This is a genomic window from Paenibacillus sedimenti (assembly GCF_014534655.1).
GTDB lineage: Bacteria > Bacillota > Bacilli > Paenibacillales > NBRC-103111 > Paenibacillus_E > Paenibacillus_E sedimenti.
This window is the reverse complement of record NZ_JACVVD010000026.1, coordinates 1-17877: the sequence shown is the minus strand read 5'-3', so window position 1 is coordinate 17877 and position 17877 is coordinate 1. Positions and strand designations below refer to the sequence as shown.

Below are 17877 nucleotides of genomic sequence, written 5' to 3'. Positions count from 1 at the left end.
AGAAAGCTACAGCATTAGCAGCAGCTTTCCAGAACTGTATTCAAATTCTACCCCTTCAAAGCCCCAGAGGCAATACCTTCTACAAAGTGTTTTTGTGCCATAAAGAAGATGATAACGGCGGGCACAACACTAAGCAAAGACATCGCGAGCAATTGCCCCCATGGAACCGTGCCTTGGGAATCAATAAACAGCTTCAACGCAAGATTGACCGTATATTTATCGACCGAATTAATATAAAGAAGCTGTCCGAAGAAATCATCCCAATTCCATAAGAAGCAGTAGATCGCAACCGTTACCAGTGCAGGTTTCGTCAAAGGAATGATAATGCGCCAATAGATCCCGAACCATGAGCAGCCATCCATCTTAGCTGATTCATCCAATTCTTTCGGAATGGAACGGATGAACTGCACCAGCAAGTAAATAAAGAACGGACCCCCAATACCCCCAGCCAGCAAATGCGGGATGTAGAAAGGTAGATACGTATTAATCCAATTCAACTTACTGAATAGGACATATTGTGGAACAATCGTTACTTGGGTTGGCAGCATGAGCGTGACAAGTAAAATAGCGAACCATATCTTCCTAAAAGGAAAATCGAGTCGTGCAAAAGCAAACGCTACAAGACTGCAGGAAAGAACACTTGTAAACAATACGCCCCCAACAAGCTGGAAGGTATTGATGTAGAAGACGCTAAAATCATAATTCGGAACTGAAAACCAGCCTTGAGTATAGTTTGACCATTGAAGAATATCCGGAAACAAGTTTGGGGATCTCATCTCATCGTTTGTTTTCAACGATGCACCCAGCCACCAAAATACCGGATACATCATCAGGATGCTGGCCGCCATTAAGACTGTATGAGTCAATAATCGTTTGCTATTGATCACTTTCCTTTGCCTCCTTGCGTTTCATAAAAGACCCAATATCTAGATGTCGCAAAAATGACCGCCGTAACCACAGCAATGATGACAAGCAAAATCCATGCTAATGATGATGCGTAGCCCATTTGGAATTTGGAGAAGGCACGCTCGTATAAGTACATAACGTATACATAGGTTGAGTTCACAGGACCGCCGTTCGTTACGATGAAGGCTTGTGTAAACATCTGAAACGAATTTATCGTCTGCTGAACGAAGTTAAACAGGATAATCGGCGAAAGCATAGGAAGCGTAATATTAAAGAATTGACGAACCTTGCTAGCTCCATCAACAGAGGAAGCCTCGTACAAATCATTGGAAATCTGCTTCAGCCCTGCAAGAAAGATGATCATGGCTGAGCCGAACTGCCAAGCAACCATCAGCACCAGTGTCCCAAGAGCGGTGTCTGGATCGGCGATCCAGGATTTTCCCTCTATGCCGACCATAGCCAGTGCTTGGTTGATAAACCCGTCCTTGCTGAAGATGTTCTTCCAAAGAATGGACACTGCGATACTGGTGCCGATCAACGAAGGAAAATAAATCATGGTACGGTAGAAGGAAATTCCTTTAATCTTTCTGTTTAGCAGCATCGCAACGAACAATGCCGATATCAGCTTAAGTGGTACGGCGAAAACAACGAACAACAACGTCACTTTAAGTGATTCACGAAATGTTTCATCCTCTGACAGGATGTAATTGTAGTTCTGCAAACCTACCCAGCTCGGTTCGTCCAGCAGCGAATAATCCGTGAACGAATAATAAAATGACATTGCGATTGGACCCAAGGTCAACAGCAAAAAGCCGATGAGCCATGGAGAAAGAAACAAATATCCCGCCAATGGCGACTCCCACCGGCTGAAAAAGCGTGATACACCACTGCGCTTGTTTACCGCGAACCCCTTTTCTTGTAATGCGGTTCCTTTCATAATTCTGTCTCACTCCCCTATTTTGTACTAAACCATTGGACTATATGATTATTATATCGAGCCTCTTACGCGGCTTACATTGCGCAATGAATCAGGTTCTTTCACTATCTAACACTAGTTAAAAAGAAAAAAAAGAAATCCAGCGTACTGAGACGCAGGGATTTCCTAAAACCACGACGTTTAACCTTATGCTAGATATTAACTCTATTTGATAATAAAGAAGACATAATAATCGCATCGGCTTAAGATAATTCATTCATTTTTGCCGTAATCATCGGCATGTAATATCGCATATAACCCACATCATTCGGGTGAGTACCACTTCCGCCTGTTGATGAATTACCACCATTTGCATCTACTTGATCATAAGAATAAGCATATTGATAATCGGAAATAAAGCAGTTTAATCCGCTTGCGTTGTATAGATCTACAACAGGAATAGACCATTTACAGCAGATCTGTTTTGCCAAGTATTGCAAAGTTTCCTGTGCAATATAATCCCTAGCTGGGGTTTTATGAACGGCAATAAAGATGATAGTTGCACCTCTATATTTCTTTAATAATGTTTGGCAAATGCTCTCAAATCCCCCACAAAATGTACTCGTATCAAAAATTTCAGCAAATCCGTTGGAAATTGAACCTAACTTATTAGGATCGTCAGTTACAGTTGTATAAGCATCATTGATTAACCCATCAAATAAGACGAAATCAGGCACTATAGAGGAGGCTTCCGTGATTTGCGGAAGAATTGCATTTCCACTTCCGCCAATAACAGTCGCGCCATTTACGGCATATTTGGTGACACTCAAGCTGTAATTTCGTTCTAAATAATCAAGGAAACTGATTCCTGCAGCATGTCCATAAATTATACTGTCACCGAACCCATAGATTCGTTTAGTATTGTATGTATTGTATTTCTGAGTTAATTCTTTCATCTTCTCATCAAGCATTTCTTAGCTCCTCATTTCCGTCTTTTTGTAGTTTTATGTTATCCTTAACTCTTCTCCTTGTACATGCATGATCGAACAAATTTCTTTCGGTAATCCATGTCGGCAAAGTAAACCATCGGCTAATCTGACCAATAACTTTCATATAGGTAGTTCTTTGCATTTCTTCACGTGAAGCGGATTCTCTACACCGTATTTTTCTTGCTTTTCTTTTTGAATGACCTAGGGTTCAAAGCCTTCTCTATTATTTTCAAACGTAATGGGCTTCCCGAACTCGACTCCGCGCAAGTCTTGCGCGAGCACATGTTTGAATTTTCCGATGTCGACTCCGATTATTAAAGTAAAAGAAGTGATTTGATTAATGCTTTCATTTTGAGTAGAATGCATGTTGTAGTCTCCTTGGTTTTGTTTTTGGATCCGACGCTGGCCAGCATCTGGGACCCATAAACATCATACCAAGGAGTCTTTTTATTTCTCTCAAACCTCGTATATCTTCATAATAGGAATACTGCCCGTTAGCGTAACAAAGGCAGCCGATCGTTCTGACCCGGCTGCCTGCGTGTTGTTATTCAACTATCGTTTCCGTTAGTTCAACGATCATTGTCGCCGGTCCATGATGTTACCATTCGGCTATCATTCGATTGCGAAAAAAACCACCATTTGGACCATTTTCATCGAGTGTAGCAAGCCATACGGCAGTATCCGCTCCTTCTTCGACAGATAATGGAGCATCCGGTCCTCCCATATCTGTCCGCACACTGCCAGGGCAAGCCGCATTCACTTTTATACCAAAATTTTCTACTTCGTGTGCAACCAAACAAGTTAAAGCGTTGAGCATCGTTTTTGAGATGCGATAAGCGGACGAACTCCCTTTTAAACCGAGTAAGCCTTGATGAACTTGAAAAGATCCAATCCCCGACGATACATTAACTATACGTCCATAATGATGTTTTTTCATCAAGGGAACAGCGGCTTGGATTAGATTCAGAATTCCAAAGTAATTGGTCTCAAACGTCTCTTTTGTAGCAGACTCCGTAACATCTAAGATGGATATTCCCCTATCGAGAATGATTCCTGCATTATTCACGAGAACATCAAGACGACCGTACTTTTTTTCCACCCGTTTCATCAATTCGTCAATACTATTGCGGCAGTTCACGTCAACTATTTCTAATTCAAGCACTACTCCTTCCTTGCTCATTTGTTCAATCGTCTTCTTTCCCTTATTCTCATCCCGACACCCGATCAGAACTTTAATACCTTTCAAGGAAAGTTGACGAGCGATTTCCATTCCGATTCCTCGGTTACCTCCAGTAACTAATGCAATTTGAGGTTTTAGTTTATTTACATTTGATTCTCTGTTTGGCTGATCATGCTTCTCCATCTAACAATGCTCCTTTCTAATTGTGACTCGGCTTTACGTAAAATCTCGATTTGGTTCTTGATCTCAATTAATTTCCTTTCGCCCACTTCAATAGCATTGGGTAAGCATTGGCGTTTCTCACCGTTTTGGAACAAACAGTCAAAGAAATCGGTTATTTCTTTCGTTGAAAGTCCGAGGCTAAAATAAAGTTGAATAATCTTCACTTTTTCAATATCTGTTTCAGAATAATCTCGGTACCCATTCTCTAACCGAACGGGGTTCAATAGATTTCTTTCTTCGTAATACCTTAGAGAACGCAAACTCACACCTGTCCTTCTTGAGAGCTCACTTATATGTATAGCAATCCCCTCCATATGTTGATTTATCGTTATACTAATCCATCACATCATGTGAAGGTCAAGAGTCGTATTAACGTAAACTGCCCGTTACTTCAATGGACAACGGCAGCCGAACGTGTAGAAGGCTGCCGTCATGTCTTGATTAAACTATCGTGTTCCGTTAGCGCAATAAAAGCTGCAGATATAAGGGCAACTAATTCTTTTCAACAAAACGCCCATTCATTAGTTCGTACACTTTCAAGGTAGTCTGTGGTTTGCGGATCTGCTCATTGGTTTCAAGGGATACATCCATCACTGTCTGCCAGTAAAATAGTTGACCGTTGTCGTCATTCAATTGATAACTACCCATGATCAGATGAACGTTGTCCTCGAACACGGTCCGCTCCTTCAGTGTCCCAATCCATGCCTCGGTCCAAACTCCACGGTCGTGCATATACATCAGATGCGCCTCTCGTACATCCAACCCTGTTCCGCCCGTAAGTGTAATAATTCGAACCAGCGGCGTCAATAAATCAGCGTGCGTGTGTTCAATGTCCCAGGACTCGACATTCCATGGCTGCTCAAAGATCAACTTATACGAGCCTTCGGACTGTTTGTCGAATATGAAGAAATCTCCTAGATGCACTCCGCCATGAGTACGTGCCAGCACTTCAAGTTCGGGATCCAGATCTACATTTAGCTCCTCGGTAAATAAGCCTGGAAAATAATACGCATTCTGCTTTTTCCCTTGTTTTCGAATCAAGTCCGCTACTTCGTCGTAATTAATTCCTGTTTGAACGCTCATGGCATTGCTGGCTTTATTCGTCACTGCCAGGAAGGAGAAGACGCCGCAAATCAAGAGCAATGACAGCAATCTTCGCATCATGAAACCATCACCCAACCGTTTAATTTTCATTATTTTTCCACATGCGTCATTTTTTATTATCCGCGATAAATGTAACGAAATCCGCCAAGCTAAACTGCCCGTTAGCATAACGAGGCTGCCGATTTATGATGACAGCCTCGTTGTAGTTGCTTATTGAGCTCTTGTTGGTTTCTTACGTAAAAAAACAGCATGGAGCTTACTCGATGACTATTTTAATAGCCGATGTTTGACCGGGATAAGAAGTCATCATAACTCCGGTTGTCCATACTTTTGCTTCCCGGCCGACCAGCGACTCACTCAGACCGGTTGCTTTGCTACCGTCGACAACAAGCACCGCATCTGTTTGCAATCCTACCCAAGTCGCTTCGGGATCGTCGGTATTGCCGTTCTTCTTCTGTTCATTGACGATTAATATCCGGTCTTGTTCCTTATCATACGATCTGATTTTGCCCGTTACATTCGCAGCATTCTTACAGCATTCCATCACTGACAGCTCCAACGGAAATTCGCCTCCAGCGATGCCGAACAGCGTTTGTTTCACAGCCTCGATCTCATCTTCAGGCATCGGGTTTTCCACATCGCCGGTGCGCCTAACTTGTACCATGATGTGGTCTTTTCCGATTCCCATCATCATCAACTGAATAGAATGCCGCTGCTCTATCAGTTTCCGGTCCGCTTCGAGCTTCTTCATAGCAAATTGTAAGTTTGCGGCTTCGATTTGCTCAAAACTCCTGCTTACAGCCGGTTCACGCAGCGGAACAACAACCTGTTTGTCGGGCAATACAGGTGCAACAGGCACGGCTGGTGTCGGCGGATTCGGCATCGACTGTTCGAATCGTTCCACCGGACAGTAGTAGATTGTCGCAAGCGTAGCACTTGCAATAATTAGACTCAATATCGCTTTCATCGCCCCTCCTGTTTTTTCCATTTATGTTTACTTGTTAGACGTGATTAGTTGGAAAAGAGTTGCATGAAAACGATACAAGTCAGATGTTACTGTACTAAGTTATAAGCAGATTGCCCCTCCAATAAAATAAGTCATGTTGAAGACAATTCAACTTGTATTAGAGTACAGCCAATTCAACTATGCTGCCCGTTAACGTAATGGAGGCTGCCGTTTGTGCCGGCAGCCTCGTGTAGATCTGTATTGAGCTATCGTTTTCCGTTAGCGTAATCTATTTTAGGAGACAAAGGACATCTAACCGACTGGTAAACGAGACCTATGGCTCCAGAATCAAAGGTCTTGTTTTCGATAAGTTTAAGATTGACCTTCTCCTTGAGACCTTGGAATAACGGTAACCCGCTGCCGATCAGGACGGGAGAAACCGTAATTTTATACTCATCGATTAAATCAAGCTGCATAAGGTGGTGTGCGATCCTAGGACTGCCGAGGATGACCATATCCTTGCCTGGCTGCTGTTTGAGGTTCTTGATCTCTTCCTCGACATCTTCTTTCACCAGTCTGGAATTGTTCCATTCGACTTTGTCCAGCGTCGTGGAAAAAACGATTTTGGCTGTCTTATCGATCCACTCGGCATGATTCCGTTCATGCTGCGAAGCTGATGGGTTCGAAGGCACAGATGGCCAATAACCGTGCATTAATTGATAAGTCCCTCGTCCCCAAATGACGGTGTCGGCAGTACTTAGAATTTCTTTCGCGTATTTCTCTAAATCACCATCGTAGGAAATCCAGCCAATGTCCATTGCACCGTTTGGCCCTTCTACAAAACCGTCAAGCGATGCGTGCAAAAATAGAACGAGTTTTCTCATTTTCAGTGCTCCTTTGTTCATGAGGGATGTCTACATTAGTTACATTTTAGCACATTTCAGCTTGGATTGTTTCTTATGGATTGCTAAGCTAAACTGCCAGTTAGCGTAATACCGCCATAATGACCGCTAAACATCATTAGCGGTCATCAAACCTTGTAAAAACAGCTTTCTATGTCCGCTAATGTCGGAAGGAACGGGAAGAATGCACGTCCGCTAATGCTTAGCGTATAAAAACGTTAAATTGTTGGCGCTACCCCAAAATGCCCTCGCCTAGCGCACACATGCTTTGGTTTATTTTAAGATTCCAAAGCATCTTTAAGAAATTGAAGTGAATTATGACGAAATGCACTTGTTTTTGATTCGTCTAAATGATGAAATGTAACATCATCAATATTTGGAATATTTGATGTATCATAAACATAGCAAGAAGATAAGCCAAACGCATCCAGCAGAGCTATCAGTCTTGAATCCATTGATATGGGGTCTTGTGGATTATCAGATACCGGGAAAACCAAAAATGGAACCTTATATAAAATGGCAAAAACAGCCCCATGAAAAGCACTAGTAATAAAATACTTAGCGTGTTTTATGTACCCTACAAATTCCTTCGGACCAACCGTAGCTGCTCCAGCAGTTGCAAGAGATATAATCTCGTATCTGTACTTTTGTGAAAGTGCTTCAGCATATTCCTGAACCCCTGTATCTCGTAAATCATAAGTGAGTATATAGGCTTTTTCTGGCGGAGTAGCAGATATATCATCCCATTCGGATTTATCAAGAAGCATTACAGGATCCAATACATGAGTAACATCTCCATTTTTCATCGTTGACACAAAAGGGATTGCACTTTTTTCACGAACAGAAACAAAGTCTAAGGAATTAACGTGTGGAGCAAGGATATTTTTTCGATCGGGCACTATTTCTGCGCCTCCCATGCTTGCTGCGTATGCAATTTTCGTTTTTGATGCTGGAACAAAAGAAAGTGCCATACAGGGTAAATTGTCATCGGAAAGAACATGCGGAATACCCCATATTTGGTCGCTTCCGCAAACAAAAATATCGTAATCATCAACACATTCTGCAATATCAGATACTATATATAAACGTTCGCTGTGGGGAATGCTTTCGGAAAAAGTCCTAAAATGTTCAGCACTTTTAGCACTTTCACATGCTTGTAAGTAGTATTCGTTTTGCCACTTGAATGTAATTTGCTCACAATGAAATCCTAACTTAGCTATAGCTTTTTGCAGTGCATAAGCTTGAAGTTGGCCACCGTAATTATAGTTTTTGTAATAAACAGTAATAATTCCAACTTTTTTCATAATAATCTCCATTCCGACTACGTCGGCGCAAACAGGAATGAAAGAAAAGTGCCGAAAAGTCTACATAAATTTGAATTTTTGCAACAGTATAGCGTAATAAATCATCCTAAAATGATTTTTTTGACTATCCAATTAATGGTTAAAAACGATAACAAACGATATCTTGTGGATGGAAAACGATTATGTCTAAAGGATCTGTATACCGTAGCGCCTATAGTAGAAGGTAAAAATCGCAACGTCCTACGCTGCATTCGAACACAGTTGGTTCCAGGCATTCCAGTGATGGTTGTATTTATTCGTCATCGTTCCAAGAAAAATGAGTGGCTTGCAATTCTCACTACCGACTTAACATTGCTCCCTCAGGAAGTCATAAGTCATTATAGAATGAGATGGGATATAGAGGTTTTCTTTAAATGCGCCAAATCGTTACTTCGGTTACAAAAGGAATTTCAAGGGCGTTTGTATGATTCGCTAGTGAGTCATACCACAATCGTTTTCTCGAGGTATATCCTACTTGCTTGGCAACATAGACAGAGTACCGACCAAAGAACACTGGGCGGCTTATTTTATCACCTTTGTGATGAAGTCAGTTCGTTGGATTGGACAGTTGCCCTTCAGCAACTAGTCGAATTGATTAACGAGATCGCTACAAAGGTAGGTAAGAAGATCACCAAATTGATTCAGAGTCAACTCCAGCAATGGATTGCAGGTTTGCCAAGCTATATCAAGGCTTATCTGCCTGTTTTAAGCTGCGAAAGTTGAGTTAATAATGCTAATGTTCTTTATTTTGTACTACTAAAAATTCTTCTAAATTTGGAGATTGATTATATTTAATTGCAGCTTGCTTATCCTTTTTAATAATGGCCTTTGTTAAATCAATATGATTTATGCTCGCAATGGCCACTGCGTAATGTATAACATCAACTAACTCTTTTTCTAAAGAAGTATCCCCTGAATTTGCCTTTCGACCTTCTAACTGGTTTAGTACCTCTGCTACCTCGCCAATTTCTTCTACTAGTTTCATAAACAAAGCAGATGAAGTGCGTCCTTCTTTGTATTTTAGTGCTAGGTAGCTCTGTAACTCATGGAATGTTAATTGCTTCATATGAATCCTCACTTTTAATATGATTTTTCTTATTAACTATTCAACAAAAAGTAACATATTTCATTTCCTTTTCATATAGTGCAGATTGTCATTACCTTAAAATACACCTTTTTATAATGCAATAATTTCACTAACCTGCCCGTTACTTCAATAAGCATCAAAAAGGAGCTGCACCGCTGCAAGCTCCTGTGCTATCGTTTCCGTTAGCTTAATGAGTGCCGTGCTACTTCACTTCGACTTTCATAGTGTTTGTATTGATAACGTATTTCTTTTCCTTATTTCCTTCACCTATGGAAAACTTAGCAATCGCTGAGATCTCATACACACCAGGTGTGTCAAGCTTATGAGAGTATTGCTCTCTTATTTCATCTTGCGATTTTAAATTAGATCTTATTGCAGGTAATGTCATAACAAACTGGTTGACGTTTTTTCCTTGAGAGTCTTTAATGCTAAAGTAAAACACTCCCCCTGCATGCGTTAACTCGTAATCATCAGTCGAAATGTTTTTCAGAGACGCTCCCATAACTAAATCCTTATTTACCTCGGATGAATTGGTTGCTGTAATTGTTGCAGAAAATGATGACTCATCTGGAGTCTTCGACTTGTTTGAGCATCCTGTAATGACGACCATTAATGCAATTGCTAATATAACAAAATATTTTTTAGACATCAGAATTAAGCTCCTTCTTGGGGAATGATACAGTATAGACGCACCTTGCTATCATAGTTGCGAAAATCACAAAGTAATGAGTAATGGTTACATTAAAGATACGTTACTTTAATGAACGAAAGAAGGAGCTGCATTAGGCAAGCTCCTTCGTTATCGTCTCCCGTGTATTTAACAGTAAATATTTCTATTCAGATTGAATTTCTGATAGTGTTTTTATTTTGGAGGGAACTAGGTCTAATTCTGCTTGCTGGTTAATGTAACTCAGTAAATCGTATTTTAGATCACCAACAATTTTACATCTCGTGTAATCTCTTTCAGTACCTGTCCAACGACCACATAATGGACAATCTACTCCTAGTGGCTCCCCATGCGCATAGCTAAGTGGACGAATTAATCTCTTTTCAAATTCATCATACTTGAATTCTATATTTATCTCTTGGGTTTGACTGCCATTCCCCTGAAAAACAAAAGTGTAGTATAAAACAGGATATTCTCTAGTAAAAGCTTTATAAGCATGCTTGAATCTAATCTTGGATAAAAAATTTTCCAAATTCATTTCTTGCTGCCCCCGTCTAAGTTTTGCTAAATGTAATTACCTAAAAGTCACATTTATATAATACCTCATATTGGAACTATCCGCCCGTTAACGAAACGAAGGCAGCCGGTCATTATTACCAGCTGCCTCCCTTGATGTTCAATAAGCTCTAGTTTTCCGCTAGCTGAACAAAGGACTGAAAAGCGGCAACCCCATTTGTAGATAATAAGTCTCAGAGGAAGAACACCGATTAATAAGTGGACCATCTTATCATAATTTAGATAAAATTATTGAGATTATTATTCCAGTTATAGAAATCCAAACGAAAACAGACTTAAATATCTTAGAAATTATCGTATCCTGCTTTTCTAAGTCATTATTGTGGTTTTGTTGCATTTGTAAATCTATATTTCCGAAAGCATTTGAAGCCCCTGTTGAACCTATGCCTTTTAGAAGTAATGTTAATATTAATAAAATCAAGGAACCCATAAACAGATAATCAGAAATTTGTTGTATCATAATCACACTCCTTTTGTTTATTTTAGTGCATTTATCCAGTAATTACCACAAGAATGAAGCTGCCGCTAAGCAATCCCCTCTAAACAATAGTTCTCCGTTAGTTCAGCGCCGCCGCGTGAGTCAAATACCTTATTTTTCCTAATGGCAGTAAAAATGATGGACGAACCGCCAACGCTACTCCCCATTGTCCGTTCGTCCCTCCTTTCCAAGAACCGCTTTCCGCAATATTCAGTTGAACCCGCCATTTACGCGAATCGTCTGTCCCGTTATCCAACGGGCTTTATCGCTGACGAGCAACTCGATCGCATTCGCGATGTCCTCTGGTTCTCCAAGCCGTCCAAACGCGTTCATTCGGCTGTACGAATCAATCAGCTCCTGTGATTTGCCGTTCAAGAATAACTCGGTCGATACTTGCCCGGGCGCGATGCAATTGATAACGATGTCCTTGGGGCCGAATTCCTTTGCCAATTGTCGGGTCAACTGCTCGACCGCACCTTTCGTTGCGGCGTAGACGCTGTACGTCGGGAGCATCGCGCCCGACACGGAGGTCGAGAAGTTGATGATCGTCCCACCTTTTGCCATATGTTTCATCGCTTGTTGGCAAGCGAAATAAGTTCCTTTCACGTTGATAGCGAAATGCCGATCAAACATCTCCTCCGTCACGTCCGCGATAGCCGTGCTTTCCATAATGCCGGCATTATTGACCAGAATATCCACTCGCCCGAAGCGCTCGAGCGTCTCCGAGAATAACGCTTCGACTTCGCTCACCTTGCTCACGTCGGCGCGGATTGCAGTCGCTTCGCCGCCGAATTGCTCAATCGTCTTCACGACCTCTCCCGCTTTCCCCTGATTCGAGGAATAATTGATGACCACCTTCGCGCCGAATTGCGCCAATTGGATGGCCGCTTGCCGTCCGATGCCCCGTGACGCCCCGGTGACGATCGCGATTTTTCCATTCAAACTCATTTCCATTCTCTCCTTTATCTTGATTTTGGCCGTTCGGTTATCCGCTGTGTTCGACCTTGCAAATTCATTATAGTAAATGTTTGGATTAACCCGTTAGAACACACCTGTTCGATCCTTGCCTAATTCTCTTCTGTCTCGCTATTATAAAAGTAAACTACATTGTACTGGAAAGGAACCCGCAAACATGGACGAATCACTGCGCATGGAGCAAGCCTTGCAACAATTGGCGCTCTTGATACGTCGCCATGCTCCGTCGAACGGCACGCATCAGACGGCCGTGCCTTCTTTGGCGCTGATGCATGCCACACTGTTGTCAGAACCGCTAGAATCTGTATATAAGCCATCCATTTGCGTCGTGGCGCAAGGGGCGAAAACGGCCACACTGGCCGACGAAACCTACCGGTACGATCCTTCGACTTACCTGGTCACTTCTGTCGAATTGCCGATCATCGGCAGAATCATCGAAGCTTCGCCCGAGATCCCGTATTTAAGCTTGAAACTGAGCTTCGACGCCGACGTCATCCTGGACATCGTGAAAGAGTTGAATCGCCCCGCTTTCGTTCCCGCGGAAGCCTGTCGTGGCATAACCGTGAACCGGACGTCTCCTGTATTACTCGAAGCCATCGTGCGGCTCATGCAGTTGCTGGGCGCGCCTGAGGACATACCGATTCTGGCGCCGCTCGTCATACGCGAAATTCTGTATCGAGTGATTCAAGGCGAACAAGGCGCGCTCATCCATCAATTTGCGATCATTGGCAGCCATGCGCATAACATCGCTCAAGCGATCCAATCAATTAACCGGCAATACGACCGTCCGCTCGTGATCGAGCAGCTTGCAAAGTCCGTGAACATGAGCACGTCAGCGTTTCATAAACATTTCAAGCGCGTCACGGCAATGAGCCCGTTGCAATACCAGAAAACGGTGCGTTTGCAAGAAGCCCGGCGCTTAATGCTGACGGAAACCGTGCAAGCCTCCGATGCGGCCTTCCGCGTAGGCTACGAGAGCCCGTCCCAGTTCAGCCGGGAATATGCCCGTATGTACGGACGGCCACCGATTCTGGATGTTCAGGAGCTTCGCGGTTCGATCGCGAGTTCCAATGTGCTTTGCTGAATTTCATGAATGGTAGCAAGAGAAGTTTGGCATAGACATTAACAGGGCCCTGACGATTGATTGTCAGGGCCCTGTTCTCCTTCGATAGTCCGAGTAACGGGCGAGTTCTGACCGCCTCGTTCATATCCGTTCAACGTCCAGCAGGACATTTATACAAAAATAAGTATTTTTAATCAGAGGTCCTTATTGCGCTAACGTTCTCCGTTAGCTCAATCGTGCTCCTTAAAAAGTTTTAAGGTATATTAAGTTTTTTAAATTGCTCTATTAGTTGCTCACTTTTACTTTTACCTACGAAAATCCAAGCATATTCTTGATACCTTTGTCCATTTTCCAAACAAGTTATCCATTTCACAATGCACTAATATCAGACATTTGCTATCCTCGCTCGTCACAAAAAAATCATCTGGAATGATTTACCTCCTAATTTACTATAAAGCTTTAATCAGAACATTTCATATGTACGGAAATACATTACTAAATATCATAAATGTGAACCCAGTTGTAGCGGAGAACATTTTGATCTTAGCGTTGGTATTGGGTCGAAATAAAAGCAAGCAAATGATTATTCCTAAAGGAATTAGAAGGTTAAAGTTCAAATTAAATGCACCTAAATAATAATATCCAAAAATTTTCCAACCTAAGTATCCTTCATCTATTTCCCTTTTTGTATATATGAATATCAAAAGTAATACCATTATGAACGTTGAAAAAATTGAAACATTGAAATTTATGTTTTTGGAAGTTAACATCATATTATTTGAAAATTGAGCTGACTGTGCGCTTGGGAAATTCACAACTTGCTTATGCTTAATGCCGAAATATGAATATGTAATCAATGCACTCTTTGGATTCTGAATTTTTGGTTCCAAAATTTCAACTTGATACTCTAGTGTGAGCCCTTGACTATTCGTCGACCATGAACTGGGACTACTATACACCCTGTCGCTCTTAACCCCTTGAACCGTCAAAGGTTTCCCCGATACAGTCAGGATACCTGGCTTAATCCCTTGATAGCCTTGGAGTTCAATATTTATTAGATTTACCGCTTTATCACTTGTGTTAACAAGCCTAAAATTATAGTCCTGTTTTGTATGAAGTAAATTAGCGTCGCCGTTCTCTGTGATAGACTTTGAAGCATCAATCATAAAAGGGTTAATTACACGATTATTTACGTAATTGTATGCATTATAAACAAGCACAACTGCGATAACGTAGATTAAAGCTAATTTTTTACTCAAGGCTCTTCCCCTCACTTATTCAGCCTTAGTATCATTTTTAATTTAAACGTATATGGTGTGCGCCGAACATAAGCCCTGTTTAAATTTATATTCGATGAATAAAAATTATATCCTCTTTTTTCCAAATAAGGATTGCACTAAACTGCCCTTTAGTTCAATAACCAGTTTAAAGCTGATAAAAACGTGTTCCTTTCCCCTTGGTTACGCATTTACGAGGGTCATAATCATCCGATAATGTGATTATAATTATTAAACGATTTTTTGTTAGGGTGTGACACGATGAAGGTATGGGTCGCTCATGAAAAAGATACTCTTCGAACCATCGCAAATAAAAATCATCTGCAATTAGAGGAGCTTACCGCTCTCAATCCATGCATTGAAAGCCCAGATCAAAACATCGCTGGCAAACCAGTCTATCTTCCTTCCTTAAGTGATTTTACTATGAGGCATGTTGACGCAATCCCAACTTGTACCGTGTCGACTGATTACATAAATAATTGGATTCCCCTCACTTCTCTGGAAGACATGGCTAAAACCGACTATGATGTCCTTATCGTCGGCACCGGTGCCGGTGGAGGAGCTGTCCTTTGGAGATTGTGTGAACAGTGGCAGAAACAGGGGAAGCGAATTGGTATCATTGATAGGGGAGATATGGTTCTTCAATCGCATGCCCGCAATATTCCGACAATGAACGGGGAGCGTCTTACTAAATATTTTAATTACGTTTCACGACCTTTACCAGGTTCCGCTGCAGAGTATCCGGGAGCAAGGCAACTTTTTGCGTTGGGGGGAAGAACATTATTTTGGTATACGTTTACTATGCGTATGCATTTGTCGGATTTAATGAAATGGCCCATACCCATCGATGAGCTGGAAACGTACTACCAAATTGCAGAGCAAACCATGAATGTAACAGGGGAATTTACTACAGAATCCTCGTATACGGAAATGTTATTGAACCGACTGTGGTCAAAAGGTTATGCGACAGCTGAAAAAATAATTATGGCTGCTGATCTGACGCCGCAAAGTTATGGACGCGTTCATACCGACGTTTTCTATAGTTCCATTTCCTTCTTTGCTAAAGCTTTGAATATGTTGACCCCGTTCGATCTGGCTGTAAATGCCCGTGCCGTTCAAATCTTGCATGATCAAGGAAAAGCAACCGGCGTTAAGGTCATGTCTCGGGATAAAAACTCGTATATCCTTAAAGCCAAGACGATTGTGTTGTCTGCGAGTACATTTGAAACTCCGCGCTTGTTGCTTCACTCTGGAATTAAAAGCAGAGCGCTCGGGCATTACCTGACAAACCATTCATTTATGATCGGTACAGGAACTATGAGCCGAACCGAGTTTCCAGCAGCTTTAGGGACGCTTGGAATTATGATATCTCAGACGCCGGAGAAACCCTATCAGGTTCTTATGGCCGGACCCGGTGATTTTTACTGGTACCAGACTTACGAAGTAAAACCGTTAACAGCGGAAGTAGGAGCTACTTTTTTTTGTTACGGCAAGGTCGAATCGCGATATGAGAACAGGATTACCCTAAATCCCTATAAATTAGATGAATATGGAGTGCCGGAAATACAGGTTCACTTTTCCTTTAGCGAAGAGGATCAGGCTGTAATCCGCAAGATGGAAGAAGGCATAAAGCAGATAGCCTCGGCTGCTGGCATAATATTGATTTCCAGAAACGGAAGGCCTGCGATTTGCCTGATGCCACGCGGAGACTTACATCATGATTCGGGAACATGCCGTATTGGGGATGACCCTTTAACCTCAGCGGCAGATCAATACGGCCAGATTCGCGGAGTTTCCGGCCTTTATGTAGCCGATAACAGTGCCCTGCCTTCCATTGGATCCGAAAACCCCACTCTGACAACCGTTGCTCTTTCTATTCGAACGGCAGATCATATCGTCGCCAATAGTAGGTCGAATACTACATTATCCATAAAGATCACTTGAGATTAATCAAGCTATTAAACGATCCCGCTATCGTTTAACACTGCCCAAAACAGAGTTTTTGGGCAGTTGTCCTTATGGAGCTATCGTTCTCCATTAGCTTAGCCTCATCGGACTAACTCTTTAGAAGTCTAATCATTCCTTGCACTAAAAAAACTAATCCTGAAACAACCAATAACATTGCAATGAAATTCGGTAAGACCATAATAATCCCACTCCCTTGGTCAGGTCCTCCGCTTTCTTTCAATAGCGTGTTCCACCACATGTATCCTATAATACCGAGAATTATGCACAGTACACCAACTAAAAACCGTACAAAAGTTAAAACTCTAATCATTTCTAGCCAACTCCTTTCCCATTATTAGACGTAACTTGGAAGAAAATGTTACGGAAGATAACTGCCAGTTACTTTAATAAACAAAAGAGGAGCTGCCGCGAAGCAAGCCCCTCGAGCGTTATAGTAATCGCAGTTGTCATTAACGTAAAAGCCATTATTGCAATACCAATAATCCTATTCAGAATAACCACCTCTGCCCTTTTAATAAAATCAATTCTTTTATTGATATGAAACCAACCGAAGCTGGTTCTTTAATTATCGTTCTTCGTTAGCTTAAAGTTCGGAATCCTCGATTCATTTTTTTATGTAATGCTAGTGAAATCGCGTAAACCATATATCCAATTAGGCAACCAGTTATATTTAAGATTACATCATCAATATCTGTTGCCCCCAAATTAGTTACATATTGGATAATCTCAATCCCAAAAATTATTGCAAGTGACATACCTATCGTTTTTAGAAACGACGGCTTTCGCAAAACGTACGGAACCAAAAAACCCATTGGGACAAATAAGACTATATTGGTAATTAAAGCGATTGACGAAGGGTGGTCGATTCCAAAACGATGGCATGAATTCATAGATGAGGTGATGGTCCTAAAGGGTATCAATTGCAAATTCCAATACCCCTCTTTTTTTTGTAATTTCACCATTTCGATTCTATCTATTACTTTTTGTATGTCACCGAAAAATTTAACGATTATAAAGTTAACTAAGCCAATGAGATAAACAACTGCAAAAATATGCTTTACTTTGATTGTTTTCAAAAATGCAGTCATGTCGTCTCCTTTTATAACGGCTGTTATATATGGCATGTTTTGATATGAATATACTCTTCCAACAGTTGGAAAGCTGCGTTATCCTGCCCGTTCGTATTATGAGGTCAGCCAGAACTTTCTGGTCGACCTCATTTTTGTATGGTCGTAAGATAACGGTAGCCGGGGATCGAACGATTCTGCCCGTGGGACC

The 17877-nt window shown here is 41.6% G+C and carries 19 protein-coding genes and 2 pseudogenes; 3 read left to right on the top strand and 18 right to left on the bottom strand.

Annotated elements, in window-relative coordinates; all coding sequences use genetic code 11:
* Positions 1–47 precede the first annotated feature (47 nt).
* The 10 genes and pseudogenes from ICC18_RS32395 to ICC18_RS32350 form a co-directional block, all read right to left on the bottom strand.
* Positions 48–848 (bottom strand): carbohydrate ABC transporter permease, encoded by an 801-nt coding sequence (locus tag ICC18_RS32395; protein ID WP_188178537.1) that lies wholly within the window; start codon positions 846–848, stop codon positions 48–50.
* A gap of 35 nt (positions 849–883) precedes the next feature.
* Positions 884–1843, bottom strand: coding sequence for a carbohydrate ABC transporter permease (locus ICC18_RS32390; RefSeq protein ID WP_188178528.1), 960 nt, complete (start codon positions 1841–1843; stop codon positions 884–886).
* 242 nt (positions 1844–2085) lie between these two features.
* Entirely contained in the window at positions 2086–2793 is a 708-nt protein-coding gene (locus ICC18_RS32385) for an SGNH/GDSL hydrolase family protein (protein ID WP_223193062.1), read from the bottom strand.
* A 225-nt stretch (positions 2794–3018) separates the two neighbouring features.
* A pseudogene (locus ICC18_RS32380) lies at positions 3019–3177 on the bottom strand (IS110 family transposase); the annotation flags it as partial.
* 232 nt (positions 3178–3409) lie between these two features.
* Positions 3410–4174, bottom strand: a complete 765-nt coding sequence (locus tag ICC18_RS32375) for an SDR family oxidoreductase (protein ID WP_188178526.1) — start codon at positions 4172–4174, stop codon at positions 3410–3412.
* A complete protein-coding gene (locus tag ICC18_RS32370) occupies positions 4135–4527 on the bottom strand; it encodes a MerR family transcriptional regulator (RefSeq protein ID WP_188178525.1) in 393 nt (130 codons plus the stop codon). Before ICC18_RS32370 ends, ICC18_RS32375 begins: the two co-directional genes overlap by 40 nt.
* A 178-nt stretch (positions 4528–4705) precedes the next feature.
* Entirely contained in the window at positions 4706–5407 is a 702-nt protein-coding gene (locus ICC18_RS32365; RefSeq protein ID WP_188178524.1) for a hypothetical protein, read from the bottom strand.
* Positions 5408–5573: 166 nt separating this feature from the next.
* A complete protein-coding gene (locus ICC18_RS32360) occupies positions 5574–6284 on the bottom strand; it encodes a DUF3221 domain-containing protein (protein WP_188178523.1) in 711 nt (236 codons plus the stop codon).
* A 245-nt stretch (positions 6285–6529) separates the two neighbouring features.
* Positions 6530–7147: a dihydrofolate reductase family protein gene (locus ICC18_RS32355; protein WP_188178522.1), complete on the bottom strand. Its 618-nt coding sequence runs from the start codon at positions 7145–7147 to the stop codon at positions 6530–6532.
* Positions 7148–7443: 296 nt separating this feature from the next.
* Positions 7444–8469: a polysaccharide pyruvyl transferase family protein gene (locus ICC18_RS32350; protein WP_188178521.1), complete on the bottom strand. Its 1026-nt coding sequence runs from the start codon at positions 8467–8469 to the stop codon at positions 7444–7446.
* Positions 8470–8604: 135 nt separating this feature from the next.
* Here ICC18_RS32350 and ICC18_RS32345 point away from each other — a divergent pair.
* Positions 8605–9231: pseudogene (locus ICC18_RS32345) on the top strand (IS4 family transposase); the annotation flags it as partial.
* A gap of 10 nt (positions 9232–9241) precedes the next feature.
* Here ICC18_RS32345 and ICC18_RS32340 read toward each other — a convergent pair.
* The 5 genes from ICC18_RS32340 to ICC18_RS32320 all read right to left on the bottom strand — a co-directional run bounded on the left by ICC18_RS32340 (position 9242) and on the right by ICC18_RS32320 (position 12264).
* Positions 9242–9574: a MazG nucleotide pyrophosphohydrolase domain-containing protein gene (locus tag ICC18_RS32340; protein WP_188178520.1), complete on the bottom strand. Its 333-nt coding sequence runs from the start codon at positions 9572–9574 to the stop codon at positions 9242–9244.
* Positions 9575–9797: 223 nt separating this feature from the next.
* Entirely contained in the window at positions 9798–10244 is a 447-nt protein-coding gene (locus tag ICC18_RS32335) for a hypothetical protein (RefSeq protein ID WP_188178519.1), read from the bottom strand.
* A gap of 184 nt (positions 10245–10428) precedes the next feature.
* Positions 10429–10800: a hypothetical protein gene (locus ICC18_RS32330; protein WP_188178518.1), complete on the bottom strand. Its 372-nt coding sequence runs from the start codon at positions 10798–10800 to the stop codon at positions 10429–10431.
* Between the two features lie 249 nt (positions 10801–11049).
* On the bottom strand, positions 11050–11298 hold the full coding sequence (locus ICC18_RS32325; protein WP_188178517.1) for a hypothetical protein: 249 nt from the start codon (positions 11296–11298) through the stop codon (positions 11050–11052).
* Between the two features lie 228 nt (positions 11299–11526).
* The gene (locus ICC18_RS32320; protein ID WP_188178516.1) at positions 11527–12264 is read right to left on the bottom strand and encodes an SDR family oxidoreductase; all 738 of its coding nucleotides are present in this window, start codon (positions 12262–12264) and stop codon (positions 11527–11529) included.
* A 184-nt stretch (positions 12265–12448) separates the two neighbouring features.
* On the opposite strand from ICC18_RS32320, the gene ICC18_RS32315 reads away from it, so the two are divergent.
* A complete protein-coding gene (locus ICC18_RS32315) occupies positions 12449–13375 on the top strand; it encodes an AraC family transcriptional regulator (protein WP_188178515.1) in 927 nt (308 codons plus the stop codon).
* Positions 13376–13827: 452 nt separating this feature from the next.
* Here the strand turns inward: ICC18_RS32315 and ICC18_RS32310 are convergent, their stop codons facing one another.
* Positions 13828–14613 (bottom strand): hypothetical protein, encoded by a 786-nt coding sequence (locus tag ICC18_RS32310; RefSeq protein ID WP_188178514.1) that lies wholly within the window; start codon positions 14611–14613, stop codon positions 13828–13830.
* 279 nt (positions 14614–14892) lie between these two features.
* Between ICC18_RS32310 and ICC18_RS32305 the strand changes: the two genes are divergently transcribed.
* Positions 14893–16575 carry a GMC oxidoreductase gene (locus ICC18_RS32305; RefSeq protein WP_188178513.1) on the top strand — a complete coding sequence of 561 codons (1683 nt, stop codon included), beginning with the start codon at positions 14893–14895 and terminating at the stop codon, positions 16573–16575.
* 112 nt (positions 16576–16687) lie between these two features.
* Here ICC18_RS32305 and ICC18_RS32300 read toward each other — a convergent pair whose 3' ends face one another.
* Complete coding sequence (locus ICC18_RS32300) at positions 16688–16909, bottom strand: hypothetical protein (RefSeq protein ID WP_188178512.1); 222 nt, start codon at positions 16907–16909, stop codon at positions 16688–16690.
* 268 nt (positions 16910–17177) lie between these two features.
* The gene (locus ICC18_RS32295) at positions 17178–17687 is read right to left on the bottom strand and encodes a VanZ family protein (RefSeq protein ID WP_188178511.1); all 510 of its coding nucleotides are present in this window, start codon (positions 17685–17687) and stop codon (positions 17178–17180) included.
* Between the last annotated feature and the right edge of the window lie 190 nt (positions 17688–17877).